The sequence below is a fragment of the Amycolatopsis alkalitolerans genome, assembly GCF_006152065.1.
GTDB classification, from domain to species: Bacteria; Actinomycetota; Actinomycetes; order Mycobacteriales; family Pseudonocardiaceae; genus Amycolatopsis_E; species Amycolatopsis_E alkalitolerans.
Genome location: NZ_VDFW01000022.1, coordinates 44,234 through 63,207, shown reverse-complemented (window position 1 = coordinate 63,207; position 18,974 = coordinate 44,234). Strand labels below are relative to the sequence as shown.

Below are 18,974 nucleotides of genomic sequence, written 5' to 3'. Positions count from 1 at the left end.
AGGCCGGTCCCCCTTGGATGGATTATGGGCCGATGAACACAGCACCGACAGGTTCCGACACGGTCGGCGCCCCTGTGCTGACGGACGATGACGCTCTGCTCGCGGAGAAGAAACACACTGAGAACTTCCCGGTAGCGCTCCGGATACTTCCGCGTGCGCTCCGGCGCGATCTCGGCGCGCTGTACGACGTCGCGCGCGTGATCGACGACCTCGGCGACGAGTTCGAAGGAGACCGCACCGCCGCGTTGCGGAGTTTTCGTGAGGACCTTTCGCGGGCGTGGGCGGGTGAGCCCGCGCACCCCGTCCTGCGCCGCCTGGTTCCGACCATCCGCGCGCGCGGTCTGGACAAGGAACCGTTCGACCGGCTCGTCCGCGCCAACCTCCAGGACCAGGAGGTCACCCGCTACGCCACCCAGGCCGACCTGGCGCGGTACTGCACGCTGTCGGCGGATCCGGTCGGCCGGATCGTGCTGCGCATCTTCGGGGTCCGCTCGGCCGAGGCGCAGCGCCTGTCCGACCTGGTCTGCACCGCGCTCCAGCTCATCGAGCACTGCCAGGACGTCGCCGAGGACAAGCGAGCAGGCCGGATCTACCTGCCGCAGTCCGATCTCGGCGAGTTCGGGGTGCGCGAGGCCGATCTGGACGCGCCCCGCGCCAACGCCGCGGTGCGCCGGGTGGTCGCCGCGCAGGCCGCCGAAGCACTCGATCAGCTGACCGAAGGTGCGGCGCTCGTAGGGCTGCTGAAAGGCTGGGCGCGCCTGGCCATCGCGGGGTACGTCGCCGGTGGCCTGGCGACCGTCGACGCGCTCCGCCGCGCGGACTGGGACGTGCTCTCGGGCACGCCGCGGCCGCGCAAGCGGGACGTGCTGGTCCATCTGTCGAAGCTGCTGCGGGGAGGCCGCCCTTGACCGAAATCGAAGCCGCGTATGCCGCGTGCGAGCAGATCACCAGGACCGAGGCCCGCAACTTCTACTACGGCATCCGGCTGCTCACGTCCCGCCGGCGCGTGGCGCTGTGCGCGGTCTATGCCCTGGCTCGCCGCGTCGACGACATCGGCGACGGGGACCTGCCGATCGAGGAGAAGGCCGTCCGGCTCGAGGACGTCCGCAAATCGCTGGCCGAGCTGGACACCGCCACCGACCCCGTGCTGATCGCGGTCGCGGACGCGGCGAAGCACTTCCCGATCCCGCTGGGCGCGTTCGACGAGCTGCTCGACGGTGTGTGGATGGACATCGAGGGCCGCCGGTACGCGACCTTCGAGGACCTGACCACCTACTGCCGCTGCGTGGCCGGGTCCATCGGGCGGTTGTGCCTCGGCGTGTTCGGGAGCAAGCCGCATCCGGACGCTTCGCGCTACGCCGACGCGCTCGGCATCGCCTTGCAGCAGACCAACATCCTGCGCGACATCCGCGAGGACCTGATGAACGGCCGGACCTACCTGCCGCAGTCCGATCTCGACGCCTTCGGGGTGGAGCTGGAACTCGACGAGCAGGGCCGCCTGAAAGACACCGAGGGCGGCCTGACCGCGCTCGTCCGGCACAGCGCCGCGCGCGCCCGCGAGTGGTACGCCGACGGGCTGCGCCTGGCGCCCTTGCTCGAATGGCGCAGCAAGGCCTCGTGCCTCGCCATGGCGGGGATCTACCGGCAGCTGCTGGAACGCATCAACGACCAGCCCTCCCTCGTGTTCGATCGCCGGCTTTCGCTGTCCGGCCGGGAAAAGCTGGGAGTGGCGGCGCGCGCGCTGTCGGGACGGCTGTCGTGACGCGCAGGGTCGCGGTGATCGGCGGGGGGCTCGCCGGGATCACGGCGGCGTTGCGCTGCGCCGACGCCGGCCTGGACGTTACGCTGCTGGAGGCCAGAGGCCACCTCGGCGGGCTGACCCATTCGTTCCGGCGCGGTGAGCTCGACGTGGACAACGGGCAGCACGTGTTCCTGCGCTGCTGCACGTCCTACCTGGACCTGCTGCGGCGCCTGCGGGTGATGGACAAGGTGCACCTGCAGCCCAGGCTGGCGATCCCGGTCCGGTCGCCGCGGCTGCGCGAGCCGGTGTGGTTGCGGCGCAACGGTTTGCCCGCGCCGCTGCACCTGGCCGACTCGGTGCTGAAGTACCGGCCGCTCCCGGTCGCGGACCGGCTCAGGTTCGCCGGGGCGGCGCTCGCGCTGCGCGGGGTCGACCGGGAGTCGGCGGAGGCCGACGCGCAGTCCTTCGCGGACTGGCTCGGCCGGCACGGGCAGAGCGAGCAGGCGATCACGAAGTTGTGGGACCTGGTTGGCATCGCGACGCTCAACGCGCACGCCGCCGAAGCGTCGCTGTCGCTGGCCGCCACGGTCTTCCAGGTCGGCCTGCTCACCGATGCCGGTGCGGCGGACATCGGCTGGGCGAAGGTCCCGTTGCGTGAGCTGCACGGCGAACCGGCGAAGGCGCGGCTCACCGAGGCGGGCGCGCAGGTCCTCCTGGGCACCAAGGTGTCCGCACTGTCCAAGGAGGACGGTGGCTGGCGTGTCGTGGCGGGGGAGACGGAGTTCGTCGCCGAGGCGGTGGTGCTCGCCGTGCCGCCGGACATCGCGCACCGCCTGCTGCCCGACGGCAGCGTGAATCTGCCCGAGGGCTGGGCGGACGCGCTGGGCAGCTCCCCGATCGTCAACGTGCATGTGGTGTTCGACCGCCCGGTGCTGAGCGAACCGTTCTTCGCCGCGGTCGACTCGCCCGTGCAATGGGTGTTCGACCGGACCAGACAGTCCGGAGTGGACGGTGGTCAGTACGTGGCGGTCTCGATGTCCGCCGCCGACGACCTCATCGACGTCCCGGTGCGGCGGATCCGCGAGCGGATCCTGCCCGCGCTGCGGCAGGTGCTGCCGTCGGGGGCGCGCGCGGACGTGCGCGACTTCTTCGTCACCCGCGAGCGGCACGCCACGTTCCGCCCGGCACCCGGGAGCGCGGCGCTGCGCCCCGGCGCCGCGACCGCGGCCGAGGGGCTCGTGCTCGCCGGCGCGTGGACGGCCACCGGGTGGCCTGCGACCATGGAAGGGGCCGTGCGCAGCGGCGACGCGGCCGCCAAAGCCCTGCTCGGTGCCCAGAACCCGAACAGTAAGGACATGTGATGACCGCGGTTCTCGACTCTCTCCAGCAGGGCCGGAAAGCGATCATGCCCGCGATGCGGGCGGCGCTGGACCGGCTCGACCCCGCCAGCCGCCGGGTCGCCTACTACCACCTGGGCTGGACCGATCTCGACGGCAACCCGACCGACGGCGGCGGCAAGGCGGTCCGTCCCGCGCTGGCCCTGCTCTCCGCGGAGGCGGCGGGCGCCGCGTCCACAGTGGCCTTACCGGGCGCGGTCGCCGTGGAGCTGGTGCACAACTTCTCGTTGCTGCACGACGACCTCATGGACGGCGACACCGAGCGCCGGCACCGGCCGACCGTATGGGCGGTGCGCGGCGCGGCCAGCGCGATCCTCACCGGGGACGCGATGCTTTCGCTGGCGCAGGAGGTGCTGCTCGACGGTGACGGGCCGTGCGCGCTCGCCGCGGCGCGGCTGCTGGCGGACGCGACCAACGAGCTCATCCGCGGCCAGGTCCTCGACGTCGCGTTCGAGCAGCGCAACGACGTCGGCCTCGACGAGTGCCTCGACATGGCCGCCGGGAAGACGGGCGCGCTGCTGTCCGCGAGCACCGCGATCGGCGCGGTACTGGCCGGGGCGCCGCGGGCGACGGTCGACGCGCTGGCCGGTTTCGGCGCCGATCTGGGGCTGGCCTTCCAGCTGGTCGACGACGTGCTCGGGATCTGGGGCGAGACGGCGGTGACCGGCAAACCGGTGTACTCGGATCTGCGGGCCCGCAAGAAGAGCCTCCCGGTGACGTACGCGATCACCCATGGCGGCGCGCTCGGCAGGGAGCTCGCGAAATGGCTCGCGCGGACCGGGGCGCCGGGTGAGGAGTCCGTGCGGCACGCGGCCGAGCTGATCGAGCAGGCGGGCGGGCGCAGATGGGCGCTCGACGAGGCCTACCGCCGGATGGCCGACGGCCGTCAGAAGCTCGAAGACGCGCGGATTCCCGACCAGCCGCGCGAAGAACTGCTGTCGCTCGCGGAGTTCATCGTCACGAGGGAGGCCTGATGACGCGCACCGTCCAGAGCCCGGCCGCCGTGACGCTCGCGCGCGCGGTCGAGCACCTCAAGGGGCTGCAGGAGGGCGGCGGCTGGTGGAAGGGCGAGCTGGAGACGAACGTCACGATGGATGCCGAGGACCTGCTGCTGCGGGAGTTCCTCGGCATCCTCACCGCGGCCGAGACCGAGGAAGCCGCGCGGTGGATCCGGTCGCAACAGCGCGAGGACGGCACGTGGGCCACCTTCTACGGCGGGCCCGGCGAACTGTCGACCACGATCGAGGCATGGGTCGCGCTGCGGCTGGCCGGTGACGCGCCCGAAGCGCCGCATATGCGCGCGGCGCAGGAGTTCGTGCTGGCCGGTGGCGGGCTGGAGAACAGCCGGGTCTTCACCCGGATCTGGCTGGCCCTGTTCGGGTTGTGGTCCTGGGACGAGCTGCCCAACATGCCACCGGAGCTGATCTTCCTGCCGTCGTGGTTCCCGCTCAACGTTTACGACTGGGGATGCTGGGCACGGCAGACGGTGGTGCCACTGACGATCGTCGCGACGCTGAAACCCGTACGGCCGCTGCCGTTCGGGGTCGACGAGCTGCGCACCGGCGAGCGGCCCGGCAAGAACCTCAAACCATGGACCTGGTCCGGCGCGTTCGAATACCTCGACAAGGCCCTGCACACCTACGCGAAGCTGCCGGTGAAACCCATGCGCGGATGGGCCATGCGGCAGGCCGCGGAGTGGATCATCGCCCGCCAGGAGGCGGACGGCTCATGGGGCGGCATCCAGCCGCCGTGGGTGTATTCGCTGCTGGCGCTGCATCTGCTGGGCTACTCGTCCGACCATCCCGCGATGAAGGCCGGGTTGAAGGGGCTCGACGGGTTCATCATCCGCGAGGAAACCCCGGACGGCCGGGTGCGGCGGCTCGAAGCGTGCCAGTCCCCGGTCTGGGACACCGCGCTCGCGATGATCGCGCTGCACGACGCGGGCGAGCCCGCCGACGACCCGGCGCTGGTGAAGGCGGCGGACTGGTTGCTGGGCGAGGAGATCCGGGTCGCCGGCGACTGGGCGGTCAAGCGGCCCACGACCCCGCCGGGCGGCTGGGCGTTCGAGTTCGCCAACGACGTCTATCCCGACACCGATGACACGGCCGAGATCGTGCTGGCCTTGCGGCGCACGGCTTTCGGCGACCGGCCCCGGATGAAGGAGGCCATCGACCGGGCGACGGTCTGGCTGCAGGGCATGCAGTCGAGCGACGGGGGCTGGGGCGCGTTCGACGCCGACAACACGCGGGAGCTGACGACCAAACTGCCGTTCTGCGATTTCGGCGCGGTGATCGACCCGCCCTCGGCCGACGTCACCGCGCATATCGTCGAAATGCTCGCGGCGGAAGGGCTCACGAGCACCCGCGAGTGCCGTCGGGGGGTCCGGTGGCTGCTGGATGCCCAGGAGGACAACGGATCCTGGTTCGGCCGGTGGGGCGCGAACCACCTCTACGGCACCGGCGCGGTCGTGCCCGCGCTCGTCGCGGCGGGGGTCTCGCCCGCGGATCCGGTGATCCGCCGTGCGGTGGCGTGGCTCGCCGAGGTGCAGAACGCCGACGGCGGCTGGGGCGAGGACCTGCGGTCCTACCGGGATCCGGCCTGGATCGGCAAGGGCGACTCGACCGCGTCCCAGACAGCGTGGGCATTGCTGGCCCTGCTGGCGGCGGGGGAGCGTGAATCGTCCATTGTGGAGCGAGGGGTGCGGTGGCTGGCCGGGACGCAGCGGGCCGACGGCACCTGGGACGAGCCGCAGTTCACCGGCACCGGCTTCCCCGGCGACTTCTACATCAACTACCACCTGTACCGGCTGGTGTTCCCCGTCTCCGCGCTCGGGCGGTATGTGCGAGGCGCCTCATGAACGGTGTCGTGTGCGCGCCCATGTATCTCGAGGCCGCGGCCGTGCGGGTGCCCGGGATGCGCGTGGTGCACACCGGAATGGGCCCGCGGCGGAGCGCGGAGGCAGTCGTGCGGCTCGGTGACACCCCGGTCGTCGTCGCCGGGATCGGCGGCGGGGTGGCCCACGGCGTGCGCCCCGGCGACCTGGTGGTGGCCACCGAGATCGACGGGCCGGACGGCCCGGTGCCGCTGAAGTCCGCGCCGCTGCTCGCGGCGGCACTGCGGCGGCTCGGCCTGACCGTCCACACCGGACCGGTGGCCTCGTCGGACGCGCTAGTGGACGGGGCCGAGCGGAACCGGTTCGCCGCGCGGGGCGCCCTCGCGGTGGACATGGAGTCCGCCCAGTTCGCCGCTGTGCCAGGGCCGCTTGCCGTGGTCCGGGCCATTGTGGACACTCGGGACCATCCGCTGTGGCGGCCGGGTACCCTGCGCCGGGGGATCACCGGGCTGCGGTCACTGCGGGCGGCCGCGCCGGCCCTGCGGGAATGGTGCTCGGCGGTGGACCAGGGTGAGATTCTGCTCGCCAGCCCGCGCTCGTTCTGCGCCGGGGTGGACAGGGCGATCGAGATCGTCGAACGTGCGCTGGAGCGCTACGGCGCGCCGGTGTACGTGCGGCGTCAGATCGTCCACAATGCCCACGTCGTGCGCCGTCTCGAACGGATGGGCGCGGTGTTCGTGCGGGAGGTCGACGAGGTGCCGGCCGGGGCCACCACGGTGCTCGCCGCGCACGGGGTCGCGCCCGCCGTGCGACAGGAAGCGGCGGCGAAGGACCTGCGGGTGATCGACGCGACCTGCCCGCTGGTCACCAAGGTGCACAACGAGGTCCGCCGGTACTCCTCGCGCGGGGACACGGTGCTGCTCATCGGGCATGCCGACCACGAAGAGGTCGAGGGCACCGTCGGCGAGGCGCCGGGGCAGGTGCTCGTCGTGGAGGACGCCTCGGCGGCCGCGCACGTGCAGGTGGCCGACCCGGAGAAGGTCGCGTACGCGATGCAGACGACGCTCGCGGTCGACGAGGCCGACGAGATCGCTTCCGTGCTGCGCGGGCGGTTCCCGGCGATGGCCGCGCCGCGCCGGGACGACATCTGTTACGCGACGACGAACCGCCAGCGGGCCGTGCGGGCGGTCGCCGAAAAGGCCGACGTGGTGCTGGTGGTCGGCTCGGCGAACTCGTCGAACTCGAAGCGGCTGGTGGAGGTGTCGCGGCGGCACGGGGCCCCCGCGCACCTGATCGATGACGTGTCCGAAGTGGACATGCGCTGGCTCGCCGGCGCGCGGCGGATCGGGATCACCGCGGGTGCTTCCGCGCCGCCGCATCTGGTGGAGGAACTGACTCAGTGCCTGGCCGGGCTCGGCCGTACCTCGGTGCGGGACAGCCAGGTCGCCGATGAAGACGTCCGTTTCACGTTACCTCGGGAGGTTGGGTAGATCATGGCAATGCCGTTGCGCCAGTCGATCCGGCTCGGCGCGTACCTGGCGAAGCAGAAGCTGAAGCGCCAGGACAAGTACGCGATCCTGGTCGAGCTGGAGCCACTGTTCGCGTGCAACCTCAAATGCGGTGGCTGCGGCAAGATCCAGCAGCCGGCGCACCTGCTCAAGCAGCGGATGCCGGTGCAGCAGGCCGTCGGCGCCGTCGAGGAGAGCGGCGCGCCGATGGTGTCCATCGCCGGTGGCGAGCCGCTGATGCACCCGCAGATGGACGAGATCACGCGGATCCTGCTGGACCGGGGCAAGATCGTGTTCCTGTGCACGAACGCGTTGCTGCTGCCGAAGCACATCCACAAGTTCAAGCCGCACCGCAACTTCGCGTGGATGGTGCACATCGACGGCCTCGAGGAGAAACACGACGCCTCGGTGCGCAAGGAGGGTGGGTTCTCCGCCGCCGTCGACGCGATCAAGATGGCGAAGGACGCCGGTTTCCGGGTGATGACGAACACCACGTTCTTCAACACCGACACCCCGCAGGACGTCATCGACGTGCTCGACTACCTCAACGACGTGGTCAAGGTCGACAACATGCAGCTCTCGCCGGGCTACGCGTACGAGAAGGCGCCCGACCAGGAACACTTCCTCGGCGTGCAGCAGACCCGTGAGCTGTTCTCGAAGGCGTTCGGGGACGGGCGCCGCAAGAAGTGGCGGCTGAACCACTCGCCGCTGTTCCTCGACTTCATCGAGGGCAAGCGGGACTTCGAGTGCACCCCGTGGGGCATCCCGTCGTACTCGCTGCTGGGCTGGCAGCGGCCGTGCTACCTGCTCGACGACGGCTACGCCAAGACGTGGCGCGAGCTGATCGAGGAAACCGACTGGGACAAGTTCGGCCGGGGCAAGGACCCGCGCTGCGCCAACTGCATGGCGCACTGCGGTTACGAGCCCACCGCGGTCATCGCCACGACCAGTTCGCTGTCGCAGACCATCCGGGCCGCCGTCGGCGCCTGACCCGGCTTGCCCGATGCCGTGAGGGACCCCCTCATGCCCTTTTCGGCCGTGAAGGGGTCCCTCACGGCACTTCACGGCACCAGCAGCAGCTTGCCGGTGGTGCGCCTGCCCTGCAGGTCCTCGTGGGCCTGGCGGGCCTCGGCGAGCGGGTACCGGTGCCCGATCCGGACGGTCAGCGCACCGTCCACAACGGACTGGAACAGCTCGCCGGCGCGCCAGATCAGCTCGTCGCGGGTGCGGACATAGTGGACACTCGTCGGCCGGGTCAGGAACAGCGAGCCACCCGCGTTGAGCCGCTGCGGGTCGACCGGCGGCACCGGGCCGCTGGCGGCGCCGAACAGCACCAGCATGCCGCGTATCCGCAGGCTGGCGAGGCTGCCGTCGAAGGTGTTCTTCCCGACGCCGTCGTACACCACGGCGACGCCTTCGCCGCCGGTCAGCCGCCGGGTCTCCTCGGCGAAGTCCACCTGGTCGTAGCGGATCACCTCGTCCGCCCCGGCCTCGCGGGCGAGCTTCTCCTTCTCTCCGGTCGACACCGTCGCGATGACGCGGCCGCCGCGGGACTTCACCAGCTGCGTCAGCAGGAGCCCGGTCCCTCCGGCCGCGGCGTGCACGAGAACGTCGTCGCCTTCTTTGACTTCGTAGGTCGAGCGACTCAGGTAATGCGCGGTGACTCCCTGCAGCAGCAAGGCGGCCGCGACCTCGTCGGGGACTCCGTCCGGGACCGGCACCGCGATCCGTTCCGGCACCCGCACTCGCACGGCGTAACTGCCCAGCTGGCCCTGCCAGGCGACGCGGTCGCCCGGCTTGAATTCGGTCACGCCCTCGCCGACCGCGGCGACCGTGCCCGCACCCTCCAGGCCAGGCGTCAGCGGCAGGTCCATCGGGTAGAGCCCGCTGCGATGATAGGTGTCGATGTAGTTCACGCCCGCGGCCGCGACGTCCACGAGCAGTTCACCCGGACCCGGATCGCCGACCTCGAGCTCGGTGAGTTCCAGTACCTCGGGGCCGCCGGTTCGCCGGATCTGTACTGCCGTGGGCATTTTTCCTCCTGCCGCTCGTGTCCTGCCCTCTCACTCTAGGATGGCCGGCGTGACTGAAGAGACCGACCGGACCCAGGAACCGACCGCCCGCCAGCTCGCGGCGGCGCGCGGGTTCGTCGCCGGGCACGGCAAGCCAGCCAAGGCCGTGGTGGAGAGCATCGGGCGGGCCGGGGCGCGGGTCGTCCTCGTCGGCGCGGACGGCGCGCTGGGCGACGTGATCGTGCCCAGCGCCGCCACCGGCGCCGCCCTCGTCGAGGCGGTCGAGCACCTCGAACCGGCCGAGTGGGACGCCGCGACCGTGGCCGCCGTCAAGATCGGCGCGGAGCACCGCCGCCGCATGGCCTGCTGACCCACCCACGCCGAGTTCGACGTTCGGGACGCCGAGTTCGACATTCCGGGTGCGCCAGCCGGTCAGCGGGGTCCTGCGCCAACCGGGCCGCGCCGACAGCTCATCGTTCCGCCATCGGCCATACGGCGCTCAGGCGCTGACGCGCTTGGCCGCGAGACGGTCCGGCTTGGGCCAGCGGACGTCCCGCGCCCAGCGCACCTTCTCGAAGAACCAGATCACCCGCGCCGACACGTCGAGCTGACCGCGCAGCACCCCGTGCCGGGCGCAGGTCGGGTCGGCGTGGTGCGAGTTGTGCCAGGACTCGCCCATCGACAAGATGGCCAGCGGCCAGAAGTTTGCCGCCTTGTCGCGGCTGGCGAAGGGCCGGTCGCCGATCATGTGGCAGATCGAGTTCACCGACCAGGTCACGTGGTGCAGGAACGCGATGCGCACCAGCCCGGCCCAGAAGAACGCCGTCACCGCGCCCCACCACGACCAGCTGAGCAGCCCGCCGAGCACCGCGGGCAGGGTCAGGCTGAGGGTGATCCACAGCCAGAAGTACCGGTTGACCACGCGCAGGTCGGCGTCGGCGACCAGATCCGGGGCGAACCGGTCGTAGTTGGTGACCTCCCGCCGGAACATCCAGCCCATATGCGCATGCCAGAACCCGCGCAGCAGCGCGACCGGCGAGGTGCCGAACAGCCACGGCGAATGCGGATCGCCCTCACGGTCGGCGAACGCGTGGTGGCGGCGGTGGCTCGCGACCCAGAAGATCACCGAGCCCTGCACGGCCATGCTGCCGGCGATCGCGAGCGCCACCCGCAGCGGCCGGGCCGCCTTGAACGCGCCGTGCGTGAAGTAGCGGTGGTACCCGACGGTCACCCCGAGCGTGCCCAGCACGTAGAACACCGCGGCCAGCGTCAGGTCGATCCAGTTCAGCCCCCAGCCCCACGCGATCGGCAGCGCGGCGACCAGCGCGACGAAGGGGACCAGCAGGAACGTCTTGAGCACGATCATCTGGCCGGTGGACCGGCTGTGGGAGACCAGGGGCTTCGCGCCGGGGCGGATGTCGGTGGCACTCATCGCGGGCTAAAGACCTCACTCCGGTTCCGGGGGCGGAAAACGGACAATCCGTCCTCTGGTGGTGCCGAGCCTAGTGCCCGGTTCTGGCGGGCGGGCCGCCGCGGCGTTACGCAGGGATGACCTCTCGTGGTCGAGTGGCCTCAACCCGCAGCCGTGAGTTCTCCCGCCTGTTCCTGGGAGTTCTCGTGCGAGACGAAAGCGCCCCGGTCACGCGCCTCGCACCATAGCGCGGCGGTGGAGATGATCACCAGCGCTGAGCCGAGGACGTGCAGCGAAACGAGCGCCTCGGGAACGCCCAGCGCGTACTGCACGACGCCGAGGATGCCCTGCGCGACCGCGACCAGCCACACCAGGCCGTACCGGCGCCACAGCCGTTTCGGCGCGCCCGCGCGCAGCAGTGTCAGCCCGATGACGGCGAGCACCAGCAGGTACACCACGAGAATCCCGCTGTGGACGCGGGCGAGCATCTCGATCGGGGCGTCGAGGCGGTGGGTGTTCGGGTCGCCGCCGTGGGGGCCCGCGCCGGTGACGGTCGTGCCGGCGATGAGGATCCCCCACATAGCGACGATGAGCACGACCAGCAAGGTGCGGGCGATCGGCGGCACGCGCCAGCGCGGCTGCCCGTCACCTTCGAGGAACCCGTGCAGCAGCAGGACCGCCAGCCAGATCAGCGGGGTGGACACGAGGAAGTGGATCGCGACGGTCCACCACTCCAGCTTCGCGAGCACGGTCATCCCGCCGACGACCGCCTGCAGCACGACGCCGCTGGGCAGCGTCCAGGCCAGCGCGAGAAGCCGCTTGCCGGGACGGTCGAGGTGCACGCGCCAGGCCGTGATCAGCGCGATCACGGAGACGAGGATGACGAGCCCGATCAGCATCCGGTTGCTGAACTCGACCCACTGGTGCAGCCCGTGCAGTTCGTCGTGCGCGACGGGCACCATGCTGCCGGGCTGGCACTCCGGCCAGGTGGCGCAGCCGAGGCCGGAGCCGGTGACCCGCACGACCGAACCGGTGACGCCGATCCCGGCCTGCGCGACGATGGCGGCGATCCCTACGGCCTTCTGCACGCTGCGCGAAGGATAGGGCAACCGGGCGACGAGCGAGTTCAGAACCACGGACCGAGGATAGGCCCGGGACTTTGGTCCTTTGACTACCGGGGCCCGCCGGTCCTCAGACCAACCGGGTGGTGCGCGTCGCGACGCCGCCCGCGGCCAGGCCCCATACGACCAGCACGACGACCGGTTCCCAGGCCAGGGTGCCGTGCACCAGCGCCTGGCGCAGGCCTTCGGCGAGCGCGCCGGACGGCAGCAGTTCGACGATCGCGGCGGCCCCGGCGGGCAGCGTGGACGGGGCGAGCAGGATGCCGCCCGCGAGCAGGAGCACGAACCACACGATGTTGGCCAGCGCCAGTACCACCTCGGCCCGCAGCGAACCGCCGAGCAGCACGCCCAGCGCGCCGAAACTCAGCGTGCCCAGTACGAGCAGGCCCACGGCCTCGGCGATGCCGGCGCCGGAGGGGGACCAGCCCATGATCGCGGCGACGACGCCGAGGATGACGACCTGCACCACCACCACGACGAACGCCGCGACGATCCGGCCCGCGACCAGCAGCCAGCGCGGGAGCGCGGTCGCGGACAGGCGCTTGAGCACGCCGTAACGCCGGTCGAACCCGAGCGCGATCGCCTGCCCGGTGAACGCCGAGGACATCACCGCCAGCGCGAAGATCCGCGGCGTGATCCAATCCACTTTGGACACCGAGCCGAGATCGCCGGTCGGCAGGATGTCCAGCAGGGTCAGCCCGATCAGCAGGACGAGCGGGATCAGCAGGGTCAGCAGGATCTGCTCGCCGTTGCGCAGCGTCAGGTTCGTCTCGAGCTTCGCGTGCGTCAGCAGCATCCGGCCCTTGCGCCCGGCACCTGGTTTGGGGGCGAAGGTTCCCGGGGCGAAGGCCGTCATGAGCGCAGCTCCCGTCCGGTCAGCTCGAGGAAGACCTCTTCCAGGTCCCGCTTGCCGACGTGCAGTTCCTCGGCGAGCACGCCCTGCTGCGCGCACCACGACGTCACGGTGGACACCACCTGCGGATCGACGCGGCCGAGCACGTGGTAGCTGCCCGGGCGGGGCTCGTGCACCTTGTAGCCCTCCGGCAGCGCGGCCGACAGCAGTTCGGTGTCGAGGCCGGGCCGCGCCTTGAACCGCAGTTGCGCGGCTTCGCCGTCCTCGGCGGTGAGCGCGGCCGGGGTGCCCTCCGCGATGATCTTGCCGTGGTCGACGATCACCACGTCGTCGGCGAGCACCTCGGCCTCCTCCATCAGATGTGTGGTCAGCAGGACGCTCACGCCGTCGGCGCGCAGCGCACCGAGCAGGTCCCACACCAGCCGCCTCGCCTGCGGGTCCATACCCGCGGTCGGTTCGTCGAGGAACACCAGTTCCGGCCGGGCGACGAGCGCGCACGCGAGCGAGAGGCGTTGCTGCTGCCCGCCGGAGAGCCGTTTGAACGGGGTGCGCAGCACGCCGGAGAGCCCGAGGACGTCCAGCAACCAGGCCGGATCCAGCGGTTCGGCGGCGCACGCGGCAACCAGCCCGAGCATTTCCCCGGCCCGCACGGCCGGGTACGCCCCGCCGCCCTGCGGCATCACGCCGATCCGGGGCCGCAGGGCGGCGCCGTCACGAGCGGGATCGAGACCGAGCACGCGGACGCTTCCGGCGTCCGGGCGCAGGAAGCCCTCGCAGATCTCGACGGTGGTGGTCTTGCCGGCGCCGTTGGGCCCGAGGAGCGCGAGGAGGCGGCCGCGGTCCATCTTCAGGTCCAGGCCGTCGACGGCGGTCTTCGCACCGTAGCGTTTGACCAGCCCGGTGATCTCGACCGCAGGTGTGCTCACGACGTTAAACCCTACGACTCTCCGCTAGGCCGCCGGCGCCGTGTCCCGTTTCAGCAGCATCGGTGCGCTGCGCCGGACCACCAGGAGGGCAACGAGAATCACCACGATCCCGGCCGCATAGGCCTGAAGCGGGACGAATGTCCGCCCGTCGAAGGTGCTGCCCGGCGGTGGGGCGAGAAACGCCAGCACCGCGCTGACGATCGTGGCCGCGACCCGGAACCGGGAGGTGCCCGCGGCGGCGGCGAGCGGGATGACCGCCCACAGCAGCCACCACGGTTGCATCGCCACGTGCAGCATCATGAACGCGCCGAGGGACACGCCGAGCCCGATGATCGGCCGGTAGCGCCAGCGGAAGCTGTCCCACAGGAACTTCATCGTGATCAGCCCGGCCACGATCGTGCCCGCCGTCTGCACGATCGACACGAGCGCGTCGGTGTGGTTGCCCAGCCCCAGCGCGATGCCGAGCACCCCGCCGAGGTTCGCCAGCTCCGCGGTGGGGGAGATCCAGCTGCGCACCAGGCCCGGCGTGCCGAGCGCGCCGACCCAGCCGAAGCCGAGCCCGGTGCCGTAGCACAGCGCGACCATGACGACGGCGAACACGCCGGTCAGCAGCCCGGCGGCCTTGAGCAGGTCGGAGAGGCGGCCATACCACCGCCGCGCGATCATCACCCCGAAGAACCCGAGCGCGATCATGGCGTTGATCTTGATCGCGGCGCCGAGCGTGATCACCACCGTGCCGAGCACGATGAACGGCAGTTCACCGCGGGCCAGCGGGGGCGGGCTGTCGCCGGCGACGCGGACCGGCAGCCGGCGGATGCCCAGTTCCAGCCCGGCCACCATGAGCCCGATGCCGAGCGCCTCGTTGTGCACGCCCGCGACCAGGTGGAACAGCACCAGCGGGTTGGCCGCGCCGAGCCACAGTGCGGTCGCGGGCTCGACCCCGAACCGCCGGGCCAGCCGCGGCAGCGCCCAGATGATCAGCACCACGCCCACCAGTTCCAGCGCGCGCTGCAGCATCACCCCGGCGACCACGTTCTCGCCGACCAGCGACGAGATGACGCTGCCGAGCTTGAGGAACAGCGGCCCGTAGGGCGCCGGCGTCTCGCGCCACATGTTCGACACGCCGCTGGTCAGCGGGTCGCCGACGCCGAGTGCCTGCGCCGGGCCGAGCGAGTACGGGTCCATCCCGCGGTGCACGATCTCGCTCTGGGCGAGGTAGCTGTAGACGTCGCGGGAGAACAGCGGCGGGATGAACATCAGCGGCGTCACCCACATGATGAGCGTGCGGGTGAGCTGGGCGCGGGACACCAGCCGGGCGCGGCCGGGCCGCGCGAAGCGCCCGAGCATGAGCCAGGCGATGACCAGCATGCCCATCCCGATGAAGGCGATGGCGAGCGAGACGGTCGGGATGCGGGCGAACAGCCGCAGCACCGCGATGTCCTGCACCGGGTTGAGCACGGGGGCCGCGCCGGCGCCGAGCGAGCCGAGCGCGAGGAAGAGCGCGCCGACGGTGCCGAACCGGCGGGTCACGTGCAGTGCCCGCAGTTCGTCGGCTTCCAGGGGCGCGGTCTCCGGCTGCCGGATCGGGGACGCGGCAGACCGCTGCCCGGTGTCCGGCTCGCCAACTACCACGTTCAGAGAATATCCGCGCCGCGAAGCGGCACCGTTGAGGGTGGTGGTGGGTGAGGGGCTGGCGGTACTGGCGCTGGGAAATGCCACTTGTGAAAGGCGGCGGACGTGACGCAGGTCACGGCGCGGCGCGGCGCCTTTGCCTCCTGGCGGGAAATACGACACACTAATGTTGTGAAAAACAGCGACGCGCCTCAGGAGCCCACCGCTCCGGGTGGCGTCGTGCCCGTCCAGGGGCTGACCGCCTTGTCTCCGGAGGGCCGGACCAGGCATGAGCTGGCCCGGTTGCTGCTGGAGGAGGGTCCGGTGACCGCGGTGGTGGTCGCCGACCGGCTGGGCATCAGCCCGACGGCGGTGCGGCGTCACCTCGACGCCATGCTGGCCGACGGCGAGGCCGAGACGAGGGACGCGCCAAGGCGGGGCCCGCGAGGGCGCGGCCGGCCGGCCAAGCTCTTCCTGCTCACCGAAGCGGGACGGGCCCGGTTCGGGCACGCCTACGACGACCTCGCCGTGTCCGCGATCCGGTTCCTCGCCGAGCACGCGGGCGAGGACGCGGTTCGCGCGTTCGCGCAGCGCCGGGTCGCGTCGCTGGTCGGTCCGCACGAGGCCGCGGTGACCGCATCGGGCGAGCCCGCCCAGCGTGCCGAGGCCCTGGCTGCGGCGCTGACCAGGGAGGGTTACGCTGCGTCGACCCGCCAGGTCGGCAGCGGCGAGCAACTGTGCCAGCACCACTGCCCGGTCGCCCATGTCGCAGCTGAGTTCCCGCAGCTGTGCGAAGCGGAGACCGAAGCGTTCGCCAAGCTGCTGGGCACCCACGTGCAGCGGCTGGCGACCATCGCACACGGTGACTCCGTGTGCACGACACACGTCCCCGTGGAGGATCCGCGGGGATACCGAGCACGAACTCCGGATGGAGGAAGCGCATGACTGCCGCTGCCGAGCAGCGCAATCCCGCCACCGCGCCACTGAGCCAGGAAGAGACGATCGAGTCGCTGGGCAAGTACGCCTTCGGCTGGTCGGACTCCGACGAAGCCGGCGCGAGCGCCCGGCGCGGGCTGAACGAGGACGTCGTCACCGACATCTCCGCGAAGAAGTCCGAGCCGGAGTGGATGCGCGACGCGCGACTGAAGGCGCTGAAGCTCTTCGAGCGCAAGCCGATGCCGAGCTGGGGCGCCGATCTGTCGGGCATCGACTTCGACAACATCAAGTACTTCGTCCGCTCGACCGAGAAGCAGGCCGAGAGCTGGGACGACCTGCCGGAGGACATCAAGACCACCTACGACAGGCTCGGCATCCCGGAGGCGGAGAAGCAGCGCCTCATCGCCGGCGTCGCGGCCCAGTACGAGTCCGAGGTCGTGTACCACAAGATCCGCGACGACCTCGAGGCACAGGGCGTGCTGTTCCTGGACACCGACACCGGCCTGCGGGAGCACCCGGAGCTCTTCCGCGAGCACTTCGGCTCGGTGATCCCCGCCGGGGACAACAAGTTCTCCGCGCTCAACACCTCGGTCTGGTCGGGCGGTTCGTTCATCTACGTGCCGCCGGGCGTGCACGTGGACATCCCGCTGCAGGCCTACTTCCGGATCAACACCGAGAACATGGGCCAGTTCGAGCGGACGCTGATCATCGTCGACGAGGGCGCGTACGTGCACTACGTCGAGGGCTGCACCGCGCCGATCTACAAATCCGACTCGCTGCACTCGGCGGTCGTCGAGATCATCGTGAAGAAGGGCGGCCGCTGCCGCTACACGACGATCCAGAACTGGTCGAACAACGTCTACAACCTGGTCACCAAGCGCGCCAAGTGCGAAGAGGGCGCGACGATGGAATGGGTCGACGGCAACATCGGCTCCAAGGTGACGATGAAGTACCCGTCGGTCTTCCTGATGGGCGAGCACGCCAAGGGCGAGGTGCTCTCGGTCGCGTTCGCGGGTGAGGGCCAGCACCAGGACGCCGGCGCGAAGATGGAGCACCTCGCGCCGCACACGTCCTCGACGATCGTGTCGAAGTCGGTGGCGCGCGGCGGCGGCCGCACCTCCTACCGCGGCCTGGTCAAGGTCGCCAAGCGGGCGCACCACTCGCGTTCGACGGTGAAGTGCGACGCGCTGCTGGTGGACAACATCTCGCGCTCGGACACGTACCCGTACGTCGACATCCGCAACGACGACGTGTCGATGGGACACGAGGCGACGGTGTCGAAGGTGAGCGAGGACCAGCTGTTCTACCTGATGTCGCGCGGCCTCACCGAGGACGAGGCGATGGCGATGGTGGTGCGCGGGTTCGTCGAGCCGATCGCGCGTGAGCTGCCGATGGAGTACGCGCTCGAGCTCAACCGCCTGATCGAACTGCAGATGGAAGGAGCCGTCGGCTGATGACGGTGGCGCAGAACAACGTCGCTGAGGCCGCGGAGGTGGTCGTCCCGGCTACCTCCCGGGCCGAGCGTTTCACCGGGTACGACGTCGAGGCCTTCGAGGTCCCCGGCGGCCGCGAGGAGAACTGGCGGTTCACCCCGATGAAGCGGCTGCGCGGCCTGCACGACGGCACCGCCGTGGCCAGTGGCGAGATCAAGGTCGACGCCGACGCCGCGCCCGAGGTGCGCGTCGAGACCGTCGGCCGCGAGGACGCCCGCCTCGGGCAGGCCGGCGAGCCCAGCGACCGGATCGCCGCGCAGGCGTACTCGTCGTTCACGTCCGCCACGGTCCTGACGGTGCCGAAGGAAGCGCGCGCGTCGAAGCCGTCGGTCGTCCGGCTGACCGGCCCCGGCGAAGGCAACGTCGCGTACGGGCACGTGCAGGTGCGCGCGGAGGCGTACGCCGAGGCGGCGATCGTGCTGGACCACGTCGGTTCCGGCGCGTACGCGGACAACGTCGAGTTCGTCATCGGCGAGGGCGCGAAGCTCACCGTGGTCAGCGTCCAGGACTGGGCCGACGACGCGGTGCACGTGTCCGAGCAGCATCTCAAGCTGGGCAAGGACGCGACGCTCAAGCACATCGTGGTCACCCTCGGCGGCGATCTCGTGCGCATCTCGCCGACCGCGACCTTCGCGGACAGGGGCGGGGACGTGGAGATGCTGGGCCTGTACTTCGCCGACGCGGGGCAGCACCAGGAGCACCGGCTGTTCGTCGATCACGCGGTGCCCAACTGCAAGTCCCGCGTGATGTACAAGGGCGCGCTGCAGGGCGACGGGGCGCACGCGGTGTGGATCGGCGACGTGCTGATCCGCGCCGAGGCCGAGGGCACCGACACCTACGAGCTCAACCGGAACCTGGTACTCACCGGGGGCGCCCGGGCCGATTCGGTGCCGAACCTGGAGATCGAAACCGGCGAGATCCTCGGCGCGGGGCACGCGAGCGCCACGGGAAGATTCGACGACGAACAGTTGTTCTACCTGCAGTCGCGCGGGATCGAGGAGGAGTCCGCGCGCCGGCTGGTGGTCCGCGGGTTCTTCCACGAGATCCTGATGAAGATCGACATCCCGGAGGTGCGCGAGCGCCTCCAGGGAGCGATCGAGACCGAACTCCAGGCCGTCGGCGCCTGACTTTT

The 18,974-nt window shown here is 70.9% G+C and carries 17 protein-coding genes; 11 read left to right on the top strand and 6 right to left on the bottom strand.

Annotation, left to right across the window (positions count from 1 at the left end):
* Positions 1-32 precede the first annotated feature (32 nt).
* Genes hpnC through hpnH form a run of 7 tightly spaced genes read left to right on the top strand, consistent with a single transcriptional unit; the run spans position 33 to position 8,469 of the window.
* Positions 33-908, top strand: a complete 876-nt coding sequence (hpnC, locus tag FG385_RS23120; protein ID WP_160148867.1) for a squalene synthase HpnC — start codon at positions 33-35, stop codon at positions 906-908.
* On the top strand, positions 905-1,762 hold the full coding sequence (locus FG385_RS23115; RefSeq protein ID WP_139098869.1) for a phytoene/squalene synthase family protein: 858 nt from the start codon (positions 905-907) through the stop codon (positions 1,760-1,762). Before hpnC ends, FG385_RS23115 begins: the two co-directional genes overlap by 4 nt.
* Complete coding sequence (gene hpnE, locus FG385_RS23110) at positions 1,759-3,102, top strand: hydroxysqualene dehydroxylase HpnE (protein WP_139098868.1); 1,344 nt, start codon at positions 1,759-1,761, stop codon at positions 3,100-3,102. Before FG385_RS23115 ends, hpnE begins: the two co-directional genes overlap by 4 nt.
* Positions 3,102-4,112: a polyprenyl synthetase family protein gene (locus FG385_RS23105; RefSeq protein ID WP_139098867.1), complete on the top strand. Its 1,011-nt coding sequence runs from the start codon at positions 3,102-3,104 to the stop codon at positions 4,110-4,112. The genes hpnE and FG385_RS23105 overlap by 1 nt, the downstream gene beginning before the upstream one ends.
* Positions 4,112-5,995, top strand: coding sequence for a squalene--hopene cyclase (shc, locus tag FG385_RS23100; protein WP_139098866.1), 1,884 nt, complete (start codon positions 4,112-4,114; stop codon positions 5,993-5,995). The genes FG385_RS23105 and shc overlap by 1 nt, the downstream gene beginning before the upstream one ends.
* Positions 5,992-7,461, top strand: a complete 1,470-nt coding sequence (gene ispH, locus FG385_RS23095) for a 4-hydroxy-3-methylbut-2-enyl diphosphate reductase (protein ID WP_139098865.1) — start codon at positions 5,992-5,994, stop codon at positions 7,459-7,461. Before shc ends, ispH begins: the two co-directional genes overlap by 4 nt.
* A gap of 3 nt (positions 7,462-7,464) precedes the next feature.
* Positions 7,465-8,469, top strand: coding sequence for an adenosyl-hopene transferase HpnH (gene hpnH / locus FG385_RS23090; RefSeq protein WP_139098864.1), 1,005 nt, complete (start codon positions 7,465-7,467; stop codon positions 8,467-8,469).
* A gap of 71 nt (positions 8,470-8,540) precedes the next feature.
* Here hpnH and FG385_RS23085 read toward each other — a convergent pair whose 3' ends face one another.
* A complete protein-coding gene (locus tag FG385_RS23085) occupies positions 8,541-9,512 on the bottom strand; it encodes a quinone oxidoreductase family protein (protein WP_139098863.1) in 972 nt (323 codons plus the stop codon).
* A gap of 49 nt (positions 9,513-9,561) precedes the next feature.
* On the opposite strand from FG385_RS23085, the gene FG385_RS23080 reads away from it, so the two are divergent.
* Positions 9,562-9,861 (top strand): hypothetical protein, encoded by a 300-nt coding sequence (locus tag FG385_RS23080; RefSeq protein ID WP_235022743.1) that lies wholly within the window; start codon positions 9,562-9,564, stop codon positions 9,859-9,861.
* 129 nt (positions 9,862-9,990) lie between these two features.
* Here the strand turns inward: FG385_RS23080 and FG385_RS23075 are convergent, their stop codons facing one another.
* The 5 genes from FG385_RS23075 to mptB form a co-directional block, all read right to left on the bottom strand.
* Positions 9,991-10,923, bottom strand: coding sequence for an acyl-CoA desaturase (locus FG385_RS23075; RefSeq protein ID WP_139098861.1), 933 nt, complete (start codon positions 10,921-10,923; stop codon positions 9,991-9,993).
* 140 nt (positions 10,924-11,063) lie between these two features.
* Positions 11,064-12,038 (bottom strand): COX15/CtaA family protein, encoded by a 975-nt coding sequence (locus tag FG385_RS23070; RefSeq protein ID WP_139098860.1) that lies wholly within the window; start codon positions 12,036-12,038, stop codon positions 11,064-11,066.
* A gap of 55 nt (positions 12,039-12,093) precedes the next feature.
* The gene (locus FG385_RS23065) at positions 12,094-12,879 is read right to left on the bottom strand and encodes an ABC transporter permease (protein ID WP_139098859.1); all 786 of its coding nucleotides are present in this window, start codon (positions 12,877-12,879) and stop codon (positions 12,094-12,096) included.
* Positions 12,876-13,802 (bottom strand): ABC transporter ATP-binding protein, encoded by a 927-nt coding sequence (locus FG385_RS23060; protein ID WP_139098858.1) that lies wholly within the window; start codon positions 13,800-13,802, stop codon positions 12,876-12,878. Before FG385_RS23060 ends, FG385_RS23065 begins: the two co-directional genes overlap by 4 nt.
* A 24-nt stretch (positions 13,803-13,826) precedes the next feature.
* Complete coding sequence (mptB, locus tag FG385_RS23055) at positions 13,827-15,434, bottom strand: polyprenol phosphomannose-dependent alpha 1,6 mannosyltransferase MptB (protein ID WP_200834617.1); 1,608 nt, start codon at positions 15,432-15,434, stop codon at positions 13,827-13,829.
* Positions 15,435-15,653: 219 nt separating this feature from the next.
* Here mptB and FG385_RS23050 point away from each other — a divergent pair, with 219 nt between their 5' ends.
* From FG385_RS23050 to sufD, 3 genes are read left to right on the top strand one after another with little or no spacing between them, the layout of a single operon-like run.
* The gene (locus FG385_RS23050) at positions 15,654-16,358 is read left to right on the top strand and encodes a helix-turn-helix transcriptional regulator (RefSeq protein ID WP_235022748.1); all 705 of its coding nucleotides are present in this window, start codon (positions 15,654-15,656) and stop codon (positions 16,356-16,358) included.
* Positions 16,355-17,803 (top strand): Fe-S cluster assembly protein SufB, encoded by a 1,449-nt coding sequence (sufB, locus tag FG385_RS23045; protein ID WP_139098856.1) that lies wholly within the window; start codon positions 16,355-16,357, stop codon positions 17,801-17,803. The genes FG385_RS23050 and sufB overlap by 4 nt, the downstream gene beginning before the upstream one ends.
* Complete coding sequence (gene sufD / locus FG385_RS23040; protein WP_139098855.1) at positions 17,803-18,969, top strand: Fe-S cluster assembly protein SufD; 1,167 nt, start codon at positions 17,803-17,805, stop codon at positions 18,967-18,969. The genes sufB and sufD overlap by 1 nt, the downstream gene beginning before the upstream one ends.
* Positions 18,970-18,974 lie beyond the last annotated feature (5 nt).

Excerpts from the sequence above, each read along its gene's own strand:
- hpnC (WP_160148867.1), top strand. The coding sequence starts at position 33 with ATGAACACAGCACCGACAGGTTCCGACACGGTCGGCGCCCCTGTGCTG.
- FG385_RS23105 (WP_139098867.1), top strand. The coding sequence starts at position 3,102 with ATGACCGCGGTTCTCGACTCTCTCCAGCAGGGCCGGAAAGCGATCATG.
- shc (WP_139098866.1), top strand. The coding sequence starts at position 4,112 with ATGACGCGCACCGTCCAGAGCCCGGCCGCCGTGACGCTCGCGCGCGCG.
- ispH (WP_139098865.1), top strand. The coding sequence starts at position 5,992 with ATGAACGGTGTCGTGTGCGCGCCCATGTATCTCGAGGCCGCGGCCGTG.
- hpnH (WP_139098864.1), top strand. The coding sequence starts at position 7,465 with ATGGCAATGCCGTTGCGCCAGTCGATCCGGCTCGGCGCGTACCTGGCG.
- FG385_RS23085 (WP_139098863.1), bottom strand. The coding sequence starts at position 9,512 with ATGCCCACGGCAGTACAGATCCGGCGAACCGGCGGCCCCGAGGTACTG.
- FG385_RS23075 (WP_139098861.1), bottom strand. The coding sequence starts at position 10,923 with ATGAGTGCCACCGACATCCGCCCCGGCGCGAAGCCCCTGGTCTCCCAC.
- FG385_RS23065 (WP_139098859.1), bottom strand. The coding sequence starts at position 12,879 with ATGACGGCCTTCGCCCCGGGAACCTTCGCCCCCAAACCAGGTGCCGGG.
- sufB (WP_139098856.1), top strand. The coding sequence starts at position 16,355 with ATGACTGCCGCTGCCGAGCAGCGCAATCCCGCCACCGCGCCACTGAGC.
- sufD (WP_139098855.1), top strand. The coding sequence starts at position 17,803 with ATGACGGTGGCGCAGAACAACGTCGCTGAGGCCGCGGAGGTGGTCGTC.